Source organism: Runella sp. R0.1_18, from assembly GCF_057652155.1.
Genome location: NZ_JBYFCK010000007.1, coordinates 73760 through 90920 on the forward strand (window position 1 = coordinate 73760; position 17161 = coordinate 90920).

A 17161-nucleotide genomic window follows, 5' to 3' on the forward strand; every position below is an offset into this window, starting at 1 on the left:
CTGTGTTTTTTGTAAACCTCAACATGAATTTTTCGATGAACTATATAGCAACTTTTTCCAAAAAATTTCAACAAATGACGCTGATGGGTCTGCTCTTAGGAGTATTGGGCTTGGCGTCTTGTACGGACACGAATCAGGTGGTTTTTTCTAACCAAAAGCCGGTAGTAGAAGCTTTTCTGGCGCCAGGAAAACCTGTAAGTTTAAAATTGACAACGGTGACTTCTTACGCTGCTTCGGACGACGATGCTGATTCGGTTTCAAGACCTATAACGGGGCAAACGATTAAAATCCACGTAAGCGATGGGAAAGTTTTCACCTTAAAAGAAGTCAGCGAAGGAATGTACGAATCGGCTGCGACGGAATTGGTGGCTTTTGGGTTGACTTACACCCTAGATTTTGATTATAAAGGGCTGCCCGTATCAGCAATTACCAGCATTCCGAAACGCCCCACGGGTTTTGCCTTGAACCGAAACGTAATTTATCGAACCCAAATCGACCTTAGTAGTGGCACGACGGGTGGTTTTCGTCCGCCCTCGGGGGAAGACCGAAGCCCAATTGAGGCAACTTGGGACAACCCGACCAGCGATTATCACTTTGTGGCTTTTATCAATACCGAAACAAATCCCACGCCCATCACAATCTTACCCGCCGAAACTACCCAAAGCCCGTTTGCTCGTCGCTTCAACAACGAACCAACGATGGCGAGTTCGAGTAGCATTATGCCGCAGACATTTCAGTATTTCGGCAAGCATTACGCGGTTTTGTATCGGTTGAATGCTGATTATGCCGCGCTCTATAAATCAACAGGAACAACGACCCAAAATATCAGTACACCCCCAACGGCAATTACTAACGGCCTTGGTGTCTTTACGGGTGTAAATGCCGATACGCTGATTGTCAATGTGTATCAATTGTAGCCAAGGAGCGTGCAGGAGGGTGTGAGCACCCTCCCTCACACTAATCGTGTTTTTCTTTTTGAAATACTTGAGCGCTGTAGATGCTTGAGTGACCCGAAAAAAGGTAAGCTACCACACTCGATAAGGCAATAAATACGCCACATTCAGCCCCAAAAAGCTCCATTCCCATCAATGTACAGGCAATGGGCGTATTGGTTGCGCCTGCGAAGACAGAAACGAAACCCATCCCCGCCAATAGAGCCATCGGCAACGGAACGAAAGCCGAAAGCGCATTGCCCAACGTAGCACCAATAAAGAAAAGGGGGGTGACTTCGCCGCCCTTAAAACCTGCGCCGAGGGTGAAAGTGGTCAATAAAAGTTTGAGTACAAAATCGTAAGGTGCAAGCGGTTCGGTAAAAGATGCAACGATGGTCGGAATCCCCAGGCCAATGTGCCGAGTTGTTCCCAAAAGTAAAATACAAACCGCCAATACCGCTCCGCCAATTACGGGACGAAGGGGGGGATAGGCAATGGTTCGTTTGAAAAAATCTCCCCAAAAGTGTACGATTTTAGAAAAAGAAAGGGACGTTAGACCAAATAAAATGCCTGCAAAAATGGCCCAGAGTAGCGTGTCTGCGTGAATATGAGGTACATTGGGGATGCTATAATGTGTATGAGCTACTTGCCATGCGTGGCAGGTATAGTCGGCGACCAGTGCCGTGAGAAGGCTAGGCAAAAGCGCTTCGTAGCGCATTCGACCTACAATCAGGACTTCGAGCGCAAAAACACAGCCCGCCAGTGGTGTCCCAAATACTGAGGCAAATCCCGCGCTGATTCCAATGATTAGTAAAATGCGGCGGTCATCGTCCGAAAGTCGGAAGAGTTTGGTAAACTGGTCGGCAATAGCTCCCCCCATTTGAACGGCCGTACCTTCGCGCCCCGCTGAGCCGCCAAACAAGTGCGTGACTAATGTTCCAAACAGCACCAGTGGAGCCATTTTGAGTGGAACAATCTGGGATGGGCTGTGAAACTCTTCGATGAGTTGGTTGTTGCCTTTTACTACATCTTGTCCAAAATAATAATAGGCTGCTCCGACGATAAACCCACCAACGGGTAAAAACCAGGTAATCCAAGGATGCGTTTCTCGCCAGTTGGTGACCCAATTGAGTGATACCAAAAAAAAAGCCGAAGCCGAACCCGCCAAAACTCCCACGATAAGTGCCATTATCAACCATTTGAACACAAAAAGAAAAGTAGCGCTGGGGAAGATGACGGATTTGTTATTTTTCATCATTCGATGGGTTATTTTGCCCCGAAAAGTACGAAAAAGCGAATTATTACCCTAGAAAATTAGTATGCAACAGGTAGAGGGCTTGCTGTGAAAGATAAGTTGTGTAATTTTGAACATGAATTCTATCCTTGACTTTTTCCAATACCTCCTTAACTCCGAGGAACTTATCCGCACGGGAGGGCTAGTGCTCATAACGCTTATTATTTTTGCTGAAAATGGGCTGTTTTTTGCGTTTTTTCTGCCAGGCGACTATCTTGTTTTTTTGGCAGGGGTATTTTGTGCGCTCAAAATCCTCGACGTACCCATCTTTTTGTTACTGATGTGCCTGTTTTTAGCCGCCATCGTAGGCTCTTTGACGGGCTACTTAACTGGACGATTTTTTGGGGATCGCATACAAAATCGACCCGATTCGCTGTTCTTTAAAAAACAACACATCAACACGACCCGTAAGTATTTCGATAAGTACGGAAGTCGTACCTTGGTAATCAGTCGATTTTTGCCCGTTGTGCGCACGTTTGCGCCGATTTTGGCAGGATTGGTGCGGATGAACATTGGCGGCTTTATGTTGTTTAATGTGTTGGGAGCGGGATTGTGGATTTTTGGATTGACAGGTGGAGGGTATTATTTTGGGGAAAAATTCCCGTGGATTATAGATTATGTACATTACATTATCTTTTTCTTTTTAGGAATTACGACGTTTACAGTAGTAAAAGGGTATTTTAACGCCAAAAAAGAAATTGCTGACGAATAAATTGCCAATATCAAAATAGCTAGTCGTTGTTATGTTCGTTTTTCACATCGGTTTTTTGAACGTTGAGTGGGTTGACGTCTTGGATATTGCCTTGGTAGCTTTCCTTTTGTATCAAATCTACTACTTGGTGCGGGGAAGTTTGGCGAGTAGGGTATTTTTAGGGTATTTGTTGATTTACCTTTTCTACTTGGTTGTTAGGGCCATTGGTTTGGAATTGCTCACCAAGATTCTGGAGTATTTCATGGGGGTAGGTGCGGTGGCGTTGATTGTTATTTTCCAACAAGAGATTCGTCGTTTTTTGTTGTTTGTAGGAAAATCAACCGCTTTTGCCAATAATCGTCTTATTGGACGTTTTTTTCGTCAACCAACTTCGGCCGATAAAATCAATGAAATCAAGCCTATCATAGAGGCAGTTCGGGCACTGGCGGCTGAGTTTACGGGGGGCTTGCTAGTACTCAAGAAAAACGATGAGCTCGATAAATACATTCAAACGGGTGAAGAAGTGGACAGTGTGTTGTCAAAACGCCTTTTTCTGTCGCTTTTTAATCAATACAGCCCCATGAACGATGGGGGTGTCATCGTGGCCGATGGGCGCATCAAAGCCGCCCGTTGTATCTTGCCCGTTTCGGATAGCGATGATTTTGGAAATTTGGGTTTCCGCCACCGCGCGGCACTTGGCATGAGCGAAGTAACCGACGCGGCGGTGATTGTCGTTTCGGAAGAAACAGGACGTATTTCGTTGGCCATAGAAGGCCAATTCCTTAGCAATATTTCGGCTTCAGAAGTCGAAGAACGCCTCAAAAAATACTTGTTTGAGGTAGGCAGAAAATAAACGGAGCTGTTTTTAGCCTTCGTTTTTTAATAAGTACTTCCGACGGACATCGTTGAGAAGAAACTTCTTTTGGGCGGTAAAACTCTCAGGGTGAATTTGAGAGAACAGTTGCTCCCATTCCTGAAAACGCTCTGCTTCTTGCTGGCTAAAGGTTTTTATGTCAATTTTTTTGGTGACAAGGTATTCTTCAAAAGTCATGGCAAAAAAGTTTGAGAATGAACCACTACTAGACTAAATCAAATCGGGTAAGGACGTCGTTGAAGTCGCTGTGCATTTGCTGGAAACGTGCAAATACACTTTTTAGAAAAACTTCGTCTGCAAAAACTTCTCTCAGGGCAGCTTCATCCCCCAAAAAGTCCAATTGATTTACCTTATACATTTGTTCGTAAGGGCCAGCTTCAATCTTGACGATGTATTTTTCATTCCAAGTATAAAGCGAAATTTTGTACGAATCAGTCGTGGCGATGTCTCCAACGTAGCGCATAATTGTGTCTTCTATTTTTGAAATTTACTCACATGCCTCTTTGCGGCGCGTATCAATGATGCTGAGGATTTTCCAGCCAGCAGGTGTTTTTATTAATTGAAACGCATTGACACCACAGTGGCTGAAGTTGCCTTTGTAATAAAATTTGTACGGAGTCCAAGCAGTAGCCAAGTCACCATCAATACGGATTTGCATTCCAGAAAGGCGTTCGTCAAAGTCGCCAGGTGTGGCTTTGCCAATGCTTTTGAGAAATCCATCAAACGAATCAGACTTAACGCTGATGTCGCCTGATTTGGCTTTGACAATTGATTCGAGGCGGGCGTTGGCAAGTAATGTTTGGTGTACCATCGACGAGTCACTTTTTTTCATTCCTTCAAAAAGTTGTTGGATAGGTACTTTCACGGCAGCTTCTTCGGTTTGCGAAAAGCCAATCAATGACGCAGTGAGAAAAAAGCAGAGGAGAAAAAATGGTTTCATTGGTTTAGTAGAAGGTTGATGGAAACAAAAGAAGCGACGCCTGTTCAAGCGTCGCTTCAAATTTATAACAAATCCCGCAGAAATTATTTCGCTGCTACAACTGTATCAGCAGGAGCGGCTGCAGGAGCAGTAGTTTCTGGAGTAGCACCACCAAACAATTTTTCACGGATGGCGTTGGTACGTTGCTCTAACTCTGGTTTTGCCGTATATTTAATCTTGGTTTGACGAGCCGCTGAATCGGGGTGTACGCCGTAAACGTATTCATCACCAGCGCGCAAATCCGTCTGTTCGATGGTATTGTTCTTTTGATACTTACAAGAGGCTAAAGAAACCGTCAACAACAAAGCACTTATTTTCAAAAAGTTACGTTTCATCTTCAAGATTCGTTTATCAAATTTGTACAAAAATAGAGGTCAAATTTGAAAATGCCAACGTTTCTACATTTGTTTTGCAAAAAAAATGCCCTTATTACATTCTTAAATTTATCTATTTTCACATTGTCAAATTAACGGATGTCCTCACAATTAGATAAACTAACTCCCCGCGAAATAGTCGCCGAACTAGACAAATACATTATCGGGCAGCACGATGCTAAGCGCAACGTGGCGATTGCACTCCGAAACCGCTGGCGTCGGATGAACAGCACGCCCGAGATGCAAAAAGAAATTATTCCTAATAATATTTTGATGATTGGGGCGACGGGGGTCGGGAAAACCGAAATTGCCCGCCGCTTGGCCAAAATCGCCGATGCACCTTTTGTAAAAGTAGAAGCTTCTAAATTTACAGAAGTAGGATACGTGGGGCGCGACGTCGAAAGTATGGTACGCGACTTGGTAGAACAAGCCGTAAATATGGTGAAAACGGCCAAAAAAGAAGAAGTAAAACAAAAGGCGCAGGACATCGTAGAAGAAATTATTTTGGATGTGCTGATTCCGCCGATGTATCCCAATAACTCTCCTAATAACAATGGTCGCCCAAGTGTAGGTTTTGAGATTACGGATGATACCGACGCCGTTAATCCTCCTCCGCCTGTTTCGTCGATGCCCGACCACGAACTCAACGAGCGCACACGCGTACGTTTTCGCGATAAACTACGGGCGGGTGAACTCGAAAATCGGAAAATTGAGATTGACATGCAGTCTTCGTCGGCTCCTAATATTGGCGTGATGGGTGGGCCTATCGACGATATGTCGATGATGAATTTGCAAGAAATGCTCGGTAACATGATGCCTAAGCGTAATAAAAAACGTAAAATGAGCATTGCTGATGCCCGTAAGATATTGTTGGAAGAAGAAGCGGCCAAGCTCATTGATATGGATGAAGTCAAAGAAGAAGCGCTGCTGAAGGCCGAAAATTTAGGAATTATTTTTATTGATGAGATTGACAAAATCGCCAATTCCAACGGCAAAGGCGGAGGCCCTGACGTAAGCCGCGAGGGGGTTCAGCGCGATTTGCTCCCGATTGTCGAAGGCTCGACGGTCAATACCAAGCACGGCCCTATCAAAACCGACCACATTTTGTTTGTGGCAGCGGGGGCTTTTCACGTGTCTAAACCTTCGGATTTGATTCCAGAATTACAGGGACGTTTCCCGATTCGGGTCGAATTGCAAAGCTTGACGGAAAATGATTTCTACCGTATTTTGAAAGAGCCGCGAAATTCTCTCACGCGTCAATACTTTGCGTTGATGGAAGCCGAAGGTGTCGAATTGACTTTCCAAGATGACGCATTGTTAGAGTTGGCCAAATTGGCATTTACCATCAATTCTGAAGTGGAAAACATTGGTGCGCGTCGTCTTCAAACGGTGATGAGTACTTTGCTCAATGACTTCATGTTTGACATTCCTGATGTTATCGGACCCAATGCCCACGTGATTGTGACCAAAGAGTTGGTGCAGGAGCGTTTGGCCAACTTGGTTAAAAACCGCGATTTGAGTCAATATATATTGTAAAAAATGTAGCTTCTCAAAAAACCACTATTTTGAGAAGCTACATTTTTTTGCTATTCTATCAACGAAAACTACTTATTACTCATGCGAATTGAAAATTTAGAATTGATTAATTTTAAAAATTTTACGCACCTCAATGCATCTTTTAAAGATGGTGTAAATCTATTTGTAGGAGCTAATGGAAGTGGTAAAACAAGTTTGTTAGAAGGCATTTGTGTCGCAGTTGGGGCATTTTTTGGTTCTCAAGAGCAAAAAATGCAACGTGTAATAGCTTATGACGAAATTAAAATTACCAATGGGCGAAGAGAAGAAGAAACAACAGTAAAAGCAAGCGATAATTTTTATGTTCAAGGCGAATGGTCGAGAACAATTAAACGTAATACAAAAACAAACGATAATAAAAAAATAAAATCAATTAGTGAATACGGAGGCGCTTTTTTTGAAGCATTTGAAAATGAAAAAGATAGGAATATTGCCCCAATTATTGCTTTTTATTCCACTCAACGTCTATTTAAAGATGCGCATCAGTCAAAAAAACAGTTGTATGATGCTAAGATGGGAAGAAGAAATGGTTATTTACAATGTTTAGAAGAAAAAGCCATAAAGCCTTTACTAACAGAGTGGCTAAAAGGTGCGGTAACGCGTCGTGCAACCTTTCAAATAAAAGATATTAATAATATTGATAATGTTCTTGAAAATGTTGAACTCGCTCTCAAAGAAGCTCTCATTTTTTTTGCTGATTTGCCAGTAAATTTTTCACTGAAGATATATTCAGAACCTGAAGACGATAATGAGTTATATATTTTATTTGAAGACCAGCTTCCCTTACCATTGAGTTATTATTCTGATGGTTATAGGAATTTGCTTTTTCTAATCATTGATTTGGTTTGGAGAGCTTCACAATTAAACCCGTGGCTCACATTACAAGAGCTCAAGTCGCAATTAAATGGTGTAGTTTTGATAGATGAAATAGATTTACATTTACATCCACGTTGGCAGGGAAAGGCTATTGTTTGGATTCAAAATTTATTTCCCTCTGTTCAGTTTTTTATTACTACTCATAGTCCAACAGTAGTTGCAAATTTTGAGAATGGAAATCTTTATATAATTGAAAAAGAAGAAGTGAAATTGTGTAATGAAAAATATTTTGGAAAACAAGTTAACTCTATTTTACGAAATATTTTAGGAGCACCTGATAGACATATTGACACGCAAAATAAGTTGGATAGACTCTTCCAGTTGATTGATGACGAAGCTAGTGCTCTTGAAATTAATCCTTTGCTCGAAGAACTAATTCATCTGCTAGGACAAACAGATGCAGAAATTCAAAAGGCTAAATCACTAATTGAGTGGAATAATTATAAGAAAGAAAATGCAATTCATTAAAAAGAGAGATATTCCACCAAGAGAGTGGGAGCAATGGTTTACTACAGCAAACGGAGTGCGGTCATTTAATTATGGGGCTGATTATCAAAACTTACCTAATATATCCCAAGCTAAAGTGTTCTTGTTAAATGAACAGTCAAATCTTTGTGCTTATTGTCAACGAAAATTAACGAACGAAATAGCTTCAATAGAACATATAATTCCTAAAAGCCATAACCTAGAATTATCAACAAATTATTTCAATTTAGTAGCAGTGTGTAAAGAAACTTCAGTTGACTCCAATACAGGAAGGAAGTACTGTGAGCCAGAACGGGGTAATACACTATTACCTCCAATCATTTATTATCAAGATGCACAAGTGACTCAAAATAGTAATCATCGTTATTTTGTTGTTTATCAGGATGGTACGATAGCTCCTAAATATGATTTAAGGATAGATATTAAAAATCAGGTTCAATCATTTATTGAAATATTGAATTTGAACCATAGTGATCTATTAAAACAACGTAGTGATATGCTCAGCGGAATATTGGAAGGTTTTGTTGCTATTCCTGTTCGTCAAAAAAAGGATTTTCTGCAAGCTCAGATGAATCGCTTGTTAGATAATATATCAGAATCTTTTCGTCAGTACTTGCTTATTTATATCGCGACAAGACGTGGAATTAATTGATTTTAAGTAGGTTATCTTATTACAATTAAATGACCAAGGCGCTCCAAAAGTGATTCCCGATACTGCATCCCAATCGGAATTTGCGTATGCGAATGAAACGACAATATGTTTCCGCTGATGCTTTTGATTTTTGGTAAGCTGGCAATGTACGATTTGTGTACCCGAACAAAGATGCTTTCTGGTAGGCTTTCCTCCATTTTTTTCATGGTTAAGTAGGTGACAATGAAGCGGTCGCGGATATAAATCTTGACATAATCCTTCATCGCTTCTACGTACTGAATTTCATCAAATAGGACTTTTACCAAATTTCCATCTTCTTTGACAAAAATCCCGTTGTCTTCCCCGCGAGGCGTTGGGGTAGTTTTGGCTTCGGTTTCCAATGGCACTTCTTGTAGTTCGTGACGGCGTTTTTCGAGGATTTCTTTGGCTTCTCGCCGCTCTTTTACTTTTTGGATGGCCCTTAGAAAACGCTCAAAAGCGATAGGTTTGAGTAGATAATCAGTAACATCGAGTTCAAAACCATCGTGAGCGTATTGGTGAAAAGCCGTTGTCATAATCACTTGTGGCCGATATGACAGCGATTTGAGAAACTCCAAGCCCGAGATTTGGGGCATTTCAATATCGCAAAAAATCAAATCAATCGAATGTTGCGATAGAAGTTCATACGCTTCAAAGGCGTTGCTTGCTTTGCCTACAAGCTCTAAAAAAGGAAGCCGTTTGACAAAAGTCTCAATGATTTCTTGAGCAATGGGCTCGTCTTCTACAATAATGCAACGGAGGTTTTTCATAGCTCAAGTTTTAAATCAACTTTATACATTCCTTCATTTTCGATTACCTTCAGTCGATGCTTGTTGGGGTACAAGAACGCCAATCTTTTTTGCACATTTTCGATGCCCGAATGGTGGCAGTCGGTAACGTAGTCCGACTCAATTTTTAACTCCAACACCGCATCTTGCGTTTTGATGTCCACCTCGCAGTTTGATTTTATACATTTAAAGGCTTTTTCTAAAAGGGGAAAAATCAGTAATGGGCTAATCGTCAGGCTATCGAGGAAATGGGTTTTGAGCCGAAAATTGACGTTTGCGTGGTCTGCAAGTCGCGTTTCTTGCAAATCAACGTAATTAATCATAAAATCCAATTCTTTCTGAAGCGCTACTTTCTCGACATCCGTTTCATAAAGGGTATAGCGAATCATATTTGAAAGCTTGAGTGTCATTTGTTCGGCCTTTTTGGGGTCGGTATTGACCACATTTTTGATGTTTTCGAGCGACTCATTGATAAATTGAGGATTAATCTGCGATTTTAGAAGCTTTATCTCCAAGTCCATTTTGTTTTTATTCAGCGCATTGTTTTTGCGTTGCTCTAAGGCCAAATCTATCATTATCTTCAAGGAAATGGGCAACCAACGGGATGCCTGTACCAAAAATACAATAGGGTTGAGCAAAAAATTGGACAAGCGTTGCCTTAGCCCCCCGCCGTCGATATTAATCATTTTTTGGTAGTCTTGGTTGAAGGTTCCAAAATCGAGGTGGTTTAGCGCAATTTGCCAGATGATTTCGTTGACGACCGTCTTGACCAAATGTCCCACCACATATACTAAAAATAAATAAATGACATACTTATAGTGTACAAATAGCCGACGCACACAGTACAATGCCAATCGGTAAGTGATGTAAAAAACGATGATGTTGCCGAAGGTCCAAAATAAGGCACCCGACGTAAACATATTGGTGGTAGAGCCGATGTAAATGGTATTGTTGAAAAACCAAAAAAGCCAAAACAAAAGCTCAAAAATGCCTGCTCGTTTATCATAAAGGTAATCTAAGGTGGACTTCATAGCTGTTGGGGTTATCAAGGATTTGGAGCGAATGGTAGGGGTAGAGTAGCGATAGGCGGCGTTTGATATTGACCAAGCCTATTCCACCTACTTTGGTCTTCGATACTTTTAAATCGGGTTTTGAATTGTAGATGTCGAAATGTAACTGGTTGTTTTTTAGAGAAATACTGATGTCGATTTGGGCGTGTTTGAGGTTGTCGCTTAGGCCATGTTTGAAGGCGTTTTCGACAAAAGGTAACAAAACCCGTGGGGCAATGAAATGATTGTTAACCGTGCTTTCGTCCACCTTAAAATCAATATGAACGTTTTGGTCGTGCCTAATTTTTTCGAGGCTGATGTAGTTTTTGAGGTAATTGATTTCTGAAAGTAGCGGTACGTTATTGCCTTTAGTATCATCAAAAGATTCTTTCAAAAGGCTTTGTAGTTGGCTGATGGCGGTGGTGGTGGTAGGCTTTTGATTGAGAATGAGCCCGTAGATATTGTTGAGCGAATTGAATAAAAAGTGAGGGTTGAGCTGACTTTGTAAAAATCGAGATTCGAGGTCGTGGTTAAGGTCATTGAGGTGTTTTTGCTTGATGATATTTTCAATAAAATACTTGACAGATTTTACCAAAATAATGAGCCCAAAATGAGACTTGAATTCAAAAAATATCACAAATGCAAACGATAGGCTTCTAAAGTGCCCCCACAAACCGTATTGGTTGTAGGAGTCGAAAAAAGCAAGAAAAGGATTGTCTTCTCTTGATGCTGAATAGCTAACGACGGGGTTGTTACTGTAAACTTCCTGGAGAAAAGCGTGAGTGAAGTAACTAAAAACTGTAAAGTACCACAGGCCAATGGACGAAAAAAAATGCCAATAGCGTTCTGTGACGAAGTAGGTAGGAAATAAATAATAAAAAATGGCGTAGGCCGCGGCTAAATTGGTGAGCCAGTAAACATAAAAATAGACGCCGTATTTCAAATTTTCAACGAAAAATTCGTTGGCAAGAAAGGTATAGCTCAAGTAAATGTAACACAGATGTGCCAAAATACGCGGCCAAAGCCTAGAATTATAGAAATCTAGGGCTTTTTCAACGACATCAAATAGTTGTAGATTCGGTTGGTCGAGGCGATTCATACGTTCGTCTAAAAATTTGGGCAAATTTCGTCAAAGTCAATTAGTTTCTCTCAATATGTGTCTGCGGTTGCTATATGTGCCTGCGGTTGTGAGCAACCGCAGGAGTCTCAGTCGGTTGTGAGCAACCGCACACACGTTCCCGTAATAGGGTTTGGCCGTAAGCAACCTAAACGTCTCATTTGTCGAGTTTTCGTCGAGAGGAAAGAGAGGTTCGTCAAAAAACTTTGGTAACGACAACGTATCCGTGCAGTTTTGAAGCATGATTTCTAAACAACCAAAGCGTATGGCAAACCGATTTTTTCTCTGTATTTTCTTACTTTTTGCCACTGAAAGTAGGGCCCAAAACTGTGAATGTTCGGCGGTGTTGGCTACCTACATCCAGAAAACAGAAGCCAACTATGCAGGTTTTCAAGACAAAGTAACTGCCCAAACAAGGCCACGCTACGAACGACTACTCGATAGTTTGCGAACGGCAGCCCATGACTTGCCAGGCGATAAGCGTTGTTTCCAATTGGTACGGGCCTACAAACGTTTTTTTAAAGATGGCCATTTTCAGGTTTCTTTTAATGAGCCCGAAGTAACGGTTCCCATCCGTACCATCAGCACCGACGAGCAGCAAGCGAAAAGCTACTTTGATGCCCACGTTGGCAAATTACATCCATTGGAGGGAATTTGGGAAATCGCGGATGGAAGTTACCGCGTGGCACTCATGCGTGACCCACAGCAACCCGACAAAATGGCGGCGGTGGTGTTGGCGGCTAAAAATAAAAAATGGCAACCAGGTATGGTCAAATTTGAAGCCGCCGCCAGTGGCCCAAGCCCTTATAAAGGAATTTACTGGGCAGGCGACCTCACTTCTTCTGAACGTACGTTCCCGCTGGAAGGAAACTTGCTCAACGTCCCTAATTCTGGCTACTGGGTACGGGAGTATCCTCAAAAGGCAACCCCCGATGAGCTCGCTAAAGTACAGCAGGGCGACGAGGAGTTTCACGTAAAAGCGATTGATAAACAAACTTTTTACGTACGAATCCCTTCTTTCGGTATTTCCTTTGAAATGGTAGATAGTGTCTTGAAGGTACACGATGCAACGATACGGAATTCCCCCCATTTGATTGTAGATATTCGTGACAACTTTGGCGGAATGAATGGGTCTTTTCCTGCCATTTTAAAATACCTCAATACCAATACTTTCCGAGATATTCACTCACATTTTAGAAGTACTCCCGACAATTTAAAAGCGGAAGAGGCGATGATTGACCGAGCGCTGACTCAAGGGTGGATTTCGGCCAAAGACGCGAAGCCTTGGCAGGAATCACTGGCTAAAAATCGACTAAAAGTAGGACAAATGGTGGAATATCCTGCCGATACGATGTCGTACGGGGAAGTGTTGCCGTACCCTCAAAAAGTAGCGGTGCTAATGAATGAAAACTGTTACAGCAGCGCTGAGTACTTTGTGTTTTATGCCAAACAAAGTAAAAAAGTGACGCTTTTTGGCAACCACACGGGCGGCATGATGGACTATGGCAATGTGCGTGAACACGAGTTGCCGTGCAAAAACTTTGAACTACGCTTGCCCACCACCCGCACAGGTTGGGTCGATGAGGCCCCCATCGACAACGTTGGCTTTCAGCCCAATGTTAAGATTCCAAGCTCGGAAAAAGATTGGATAAAGTTTGTTCAAAATTACTGGCAATCAAAATAGCGTTTTAACCCTTTTTTCTTAACAGTCATGAAATACATTTTCGTTGTACTGACATTCGTCAGCGGGCTATGCTTTGCCCAAAACAAAGGAAGCATCAAAGGGCGCACGGTGGAAATGAGCACCCAAAAAGGGGTGGAGTTTGCGAGTGTGGCGCTGCTATCATCGTCAGATTCATCGCTCGTAAAAGGGGGCGTGACTGACACACTAGGGCGTTTTATGCTACAAAATATTGCAGATGGGCACTATTTGCTGGCCATTTCTAGCGTTGAATACCAGCGTTTTGTGTCGGCTCCGATTCATATTAATGAAAACCAACGGGACTGGGATGTAGGAACGCTATTCTTACAAGCCGACCAAAAGCAGCTCAACGAAGTCGTGGTGAAGGGGATTAAGCCTGTTTTTGAGCAAAAAATGGGTAACATCATTGTGAATGTGGACAGCAAAATGTTCAAAACTGCCACCAATGCCCTTGAGGTAATGCGGCGTTCGCCAGGGTTGTTGGTGGACATGAGCGGAAAAATTACGTTTAGAGGAACATCACCCAAAATTTTGATTGACGGCAAAGACCTACGAATGACCGAAGAGCAGGAAAAAAACTACCTAAAATCGCTAACCCCCGACCAAATCGAAACGATTGAACTCATGCCTACGCCGCCTGCCAAGTACGAGTCATCGTTCCAGACGGTGATCAACATCAAGCTCAAACGCGATCAAAACTTGGGTGGGCGGGGGTCGATTTATGGGACGTATTTGCAACACCGTTTTGCGACGGGCGATGCGGGTGGAAACCTGTCGTATAAAACCCGAAAAATGGCGTTTTCGCTGAATACAGGTTGGAGTGCATCCAATTGGTACCAAGAACTGACCGACCGACGTATAATGGGGAAAGAAGGAAATAAAGATGTGTTTGAGTCGTATGCCTATCTTAAAAACCCCAACCAAAGCCTCAACGGATTAGTAGGAGTAGAGTACGTGGTCAGTCCGCGTCACAGCTTTGATTTTAAACTTACGGGCGATATGGGCAAGGCTCCCAGTTCGACGTATGCAGAAAACAAGTCGGTGCTGCGCGGGAATGAACAACCGTTGATGATAAGCTACAACCAAATGACGGAAAATAGCCGCTCCTTGACGGGACTAGCGGGCTATACCTACAAAAACAACAAAGGCCGTGAACTGATGTTGGAAGTGGCCGTGGCAGGCAGTCAGAAACCAGGAACGCAGAACATGGTTTCTGAATATGTGCGAAACAACGAACAAGTGCGGGGTATATCAGTTCAGCGAAATGACCAACTCGCTAATTCAACCTTTAGAACATTGAACGCGATTTACACGGATGTTGTGGGGAAAGAGTGGAAATTGGAGGCGGGGTTTAAAATGAATTACGTAAAAAACCTTGCCAAAATTGACTACGATACGCTCATTCGGACGGATGCTTCTCGTTCGACTCCTTTGACGGTTGCTGATTTTCGTAAAGATTTTGGGCGAAGTAATGAGTTTACGTTCGACGAAAACATTACGATGTTTTTTATGCAAATGAGCAAGCAGTTTAAAAAGCTAGGTTTTACGGCAGGGCTTCGGGCAGAAAATACCGTTACCCAAGGTGAATCCGTCACATTGGGAGCGATTGTAAACCGCAACTATTGGAATATTTTACCTAACCTAACACTACAGTATAAACTCAACGACAACAGCAATTTGGTATGGAGTTCGTCTCGTAAAATTTCGCGGCCTACAGTCTGGCAACTCAATCCTTTTCCTTTTTTCATTGACCCCTATACAGTAGCGATGGGAAACCCGTTCTTGTATCCTCGTATTCGGAATGTATCGGAGGTGACTTATTCGTATAAAAAACTCATGTTGGTCACGGGCTATAACTACAACCAAAACGGGGTGACTCAGTTGCCATTGTACAATGCTACTACGCGCCTGACGACTTGGCAACAGGTCAATGCCAACAACCAACGACTATTTTTTGATGTGAGCCATTCGGCTACTTTGATGCCCAAATGGAACTATCAAATGTACCTCAGCACTGCCTACGGGGGCGAAAATGTCACCCTCAATGGCCAAAGCAATTCGGTGGCTGGGTTATCGGCCTCACTCTGGGTTTCCAACATATTTACGTTGCCCAAAGGATATACGCTCGAAGTGTCGGGTTGGTACAATGTTCCCGACCGTGCTAGTTTCTACCGTGCGCGTTCGTTGGGAGCAATTAATTTAGGTATCCAAAAAAGCTTTGCCAATAACCGCTGGAATACGCAACTGAACGTCAACGATATTTTTTGGACGAGCATTTTTCGGGCCAACATCCAAGTGGATGATTCGGATATGACGTTTACCAACGTGCAGCCGCAGCGCTATGCGTCGTTTCGGGTGACGTACAACTTTGGGAAGTCGAAGTACCAAGCTCGGGGTCGAAAATCGGGGGTAAGTGAGGATGCGGCTCGTATTCGTAAATAACGCTGTGCTAATTTAATTGTCTCTTTTTCAACCGCTGTCTTTGCGCTTTGCAGAGGCAGCGGTTGCCATTTTTAGCTCAGTGCTGGTCGATACAAAAAGATTTTCCGAAAACTGGTGAATGTTATTGTTTATGTGGATAATGTCCTATATTTTGGGGTTTTATTCCAATAAACTACTTCAACCTTGAAAATAGCTATTTTGAAAGAAACCAAAACCTACGAAAAGCGGGTTGCGGTCACACCTGACGTTGTTAAGTCTCTTCTCAAAGCGGGTTTTACCTGCGCCGTCCAAAGTGATGCTGGCGAGAAATCTTCCCTACTTAACACCGATTACGAGAAGGCAGGCGCTCAAGTGGTAGCAGATGTCAAAACGCTCCTTGCCGACGCCGATGTCGTTCTAAAAGTCAACGCCCCTACACTGGAAGAAGTGGCTCAAATGCGCGAAGGTGCAGTGAGCATTTCGTTTCTGTACGCCTACACGCAGCCTGAACTGGTTCAAGCCCTCAATGCCAAGAAAATTTCGGCCTTTAGCATGGATGCCGTTCCACGTACGACCAAAGCCCAAAGCATGGATGCGCTCAGCTCGCAGGCCAATCTCGCGGGCTATAAGGCAGTATTGCTAGGAGCCAATGCACTGGGTAAAATTTTTCCGCTAATGATGACGGCCGCAGGAACCATCAAACCTTCGCGGGTACTGATTTTTGGCGCTGGGGTGGCAGGATTACAGGCCATTGCGACGGCCAAACGCCTTGGCGCAGTAGTGGAAGTAACCGACGTTCGCCCCGAAACCAAAGAACAGGTGGAGTCGCTGGGTGGGAAGTTTTTGAGCGTGGAAGGCATGGAAGCCAACAAGTCGGAAGGAGGGTATGCAAAAGAAGTGTCGGCGGAGTTTCTCCAAAAACAACAAGACCTCATCAAACAGCGCATCAAGGACGCAGATATAGTCATCACAACGGCTTTGGTGATGGGTAAAAAAGCCCCCATTCTGGTGACGGAAGAAATGGTAAAGTCGATGAAAACGGGCAGCGTGATTGTGGATATGGCCGTAGAATCGGGCGGGAACTGTGCCTTGAGCGAAGCCAATCAGACGGTAGTAAAAAACGGTGTAACCATCATTGGAGAGTCAAACTTACCTGCACTACTAGCGACCAACGCCAGCGATTTGTACGCCAAAAATATCAGTACATTGCTATTGCATTTGGCCAACAAAGACGGTTTTAAGTGGGAACTGGAGGAGGAAATCACCAAAGGAAGCCTCATCACGTACCAAGGTCAGTTGGTTCATGCTTTTACAAAATCAATTTTAAAATAAC

Annotated in this window: 17 protein-coding genes; 9 read left to right on the forward strand and 8 right to left on the reverse strand. The window is 43.0% G+C overall.

The genetic code is table 11. The annotated features are described in order from the left end of the window. The first annotated feature begins 35 nt into the window (after positions 1 to 35). Positions 36 to 917, forward strand: a complete 882-nt coding sequence (locus tag AC23P2_RS14185) for a DUF4249 family protein (protein WP_487773816.1) — start codon at positions 36 to 38, stop codon at positions 915 to 917. A 40-nt stretch (positions 918 to 957) separates the two neighbouring features. Here AC23P2_RS14185 and AC23P2_RS14190 read toward each other — a convergent pair whose 3' ends face one another. Further along, entirely contained in the window at positions 958 to 2190 is a 1233-nt protein-coding gene (locus AC23P2_RS14190; protein ID WP_487773817.1) for a voltage-gated chloride channel family protein, read from the reverse strand. Positions 2191 to 2302: 112 nt separating this feature from the next. On the opposite strand from AC23P2_RS14190, the gene AC23P2_RS14195 reads away from it, so the two are divergent. Both AC23P2_RS14195 and cdaA read left to right on the forward strand, forming a co-directional pair. Continuing rightward, positions 2303 to 2938, forward strand: coding sequence for a DedA family protein (locus AC23P2_RS14195; RefSeq protein WP_028527078.1), 636 nt, complete (start codon positions 2303 to 2305; stop codon positions 2936 to 2938). A 31-nt stretch (positions 2939 to 2969) separates the two neighbouring features. Further along, the gene (gene cdaA, locus AC23P2_RS14200; RefSeq protein WP_028527079.1) at positions 2970 to 3770 is read left to right on the forward strand and encodes a diadenylate cyclase CdaA; all 801 of its coding nucleotides are present in this window, start codon (positions 2970 to 2972) and stop codon (positions 3768 to 3770) included. 12 nt (positions 3771 to 3782) lie between these two features. On the opposite strand, the gene AC23P2_RS14205 is transcribed toward cdaA, so the two are convergent. The 4 genes from AC23P2_RS14205 to AC23P2_RS14220 form a co-directional block, all read right to left on the reverse strand. Beyond that, on the reverse strand, positions 3783 to 3968 hold the full coding sequence (locus tag AC23P2_RS14205; protein ID WP_028527080.1) for a hypothetical protein: 186 nt from the start codon (positions 3966 to 3968) through the stop codon (positions 3783 to 3785). Positions 3969 to 3996: 28 nt separating this feature from the next. Beyond that, positions 3997 to 4254: a hypothetical protein gene (locus AC23P2_RS14210; RefSeq protein ID WP_028527081.1), complete on the reverse strand. Its 258-nt coding sequence runs from the start codon at positions 4252 to 4254 to the stop codon at positions 3997 to 3999. A 24-nt stretch (positions 4255 to 4278) separates the two neighbouring features. Beyond that, positions 4279 to 4731, reverse strand: coding sequence for a nuclear transport factor 2 family protein (locus AC23P2_RS14215; RefSeq protein ID WP_487773818.1), 453 nt, complete (start codon positions 4729 to 4731; stop codon positions 4279 to 4281). A gap of 83 nt (positions 4732 to 4814) precedes the next feature. After that, positions 4815 to 5105, reverse strand: a complete 291-nt coding sequence (locus AC23P2_RS14220; protein WP_028527083.1) for a hypothetical protein — start codon at positions 5103 to 5105, stop codon at positions 4815 to 4817. A gap of 138 nt (positions 5106 to 5243) precedes the next feature. Here AC23P2_RS14220 and hslU point away from each other — a divergent pair, with 138 nt between their 5' ends. From hslU to AC23P2_RS14235, 3 genes are all read left to right on the forward strand, one after another. Beyond that, the gene (gene hslU, locus AC23P2_RS14225) at positions 5244 to 6680 is read left to right on the forward strand and encodes an ATP-dependent protease ATPase subunit HslU (RefSeq protein ID WP_487773819.1); all 1437 of its coding nucleotides are present in this window, start codon (positions 5244 to 5246) and stop codon (positions 6678 to 6680) included. A gap of 81 nt (positions 6681 to 6761) precedes the next feature. After that, positions 6762 to 8063 (forward strand): AAA family ATPase, encoded by a 1302-nt coding sequence (locus tag AC23P2_RS14230; protein WP_487773820.1) that lies wholly within the window; start codon positions 6762 to 6764, stop codon positions 8061 to 8063. Beyond that, positions 8050 to 8733 (forward strand): retron system putative HNH endonuclease, encoded by a 684-nt coding sequence (locus tag AC23P2_RS14235; protein ID WP_487773821.1) that lies wholly within the window; start codon positions 8050 to 8052, stop codon positions 8731 to 8733. The genes AC23P2_RS14230 and AC23P2_RS14235 overlap by 14 nt, the downstream gene beginning before the upstream one ends. 11 nt (positions 8734 to 8744) lie before the next feature. Here AC23P2_RS14235 and AC23P2_RS14240 read toward each other — a convergent pair whose 3' ends face one another. Genes AC23P2_RS14240 through AC23P2_RS14250 form a run of 3 tightly spaced genes read right to left on the reverse strand, consistent with a single transcriptional unit; the run spans position 8745 to position 11687 of the window. Continuing rightward, the gene (locus tag AC23P2_RS14240) at positions 8745 to 9521 is read right to left on the reverse strand and encodes a LytR/AlgR family response regulator transcription factor (protein ID WP_487773822.1); all 777 of its coding nucleotides are present in this window, start codon (positions 9519 to 9521) and stop codon (positions 8745 to 8747) included. After that, the gene (locus AC23P2_RS14245) at positions 9518 to 10570 is read right to left on the reverse strand and encodes a sensor histidine kinase (RefSeq protein ID WP_487773823.1); all 1053 of its coding nucleotides are present in this window, start codon (positions 10568 to 10570) and stop codon (positions 9518 to 9520) included. Before AC23P2_RS14245 ends, AC23P2_RS14240 begins: the two co-directional genes overlap by 4 nt. After that, a complete protein-coding gene (locus AC23P2_RS14250) occupies positions 10542 to 11687 on the reverse strand; it encodes a sensor histidine kinase (protein WP_487773824.1) in 1146 nt (381 codons plus the stop codon). Before AC23P2_RS14250 ends, AC23P2_RS14245 begins: the two co-directional genes overlap by 29 nt. A gap of 283 nt (positions 11688 to 11970) precedes the next feature. Here AC23P2_RS14250 and AC23P2_RS14255 point away from each other — a divergent pair, with 283 nt between their 5' ends. The 3 genes from AC23P2_RS14255 to AC23P2_RS14265 all read left to right on the forward strand — a co-directional run bounded on the left by AC23P2_RS14255 (position 11971) and on the right by AC23P2_RS14265 (position 17160). Next, on the forward strand, positions 11971 to 13389 hold the full coding sequence (locus AC23P2_RS14255; protein ID WP_487773825.1) for a S41 family peptidase: 1419 nt from the start codon (positions 11971 to 11973) through the stop codon (positions 13387 to 13389). Between the two features lie 27 nt (positions 13390 to 13416). Next, positions 13417 to 15849 carry a TonB-dependent receptor gene (locus tag AC23P2_RS14260; protein ID WP_487773826.1) on the forward strand — a complete coding sequence of 811 codons (2433 nt, stop codon included), beginning with the start codon at positions 13417 to 13419 and terminating at the stop codon, positions 15847 to 15849. A 183-nt stretch (positions 15850 to 16032) separates the two neighbouring features. Next, complete coding sequence (locus AC23P2_RS14265) at positions 16033 to 17160, forward strand: Re/Si-specific NAD(P)(+) transhydrogenase subunit alpha (protein ID WP_487773827.1); 1128 nt, start codon at positions 16033 to 16035, stop codon at positions 17158 to 17160. Position 17161: the final 1 nt, after the last annotated feature.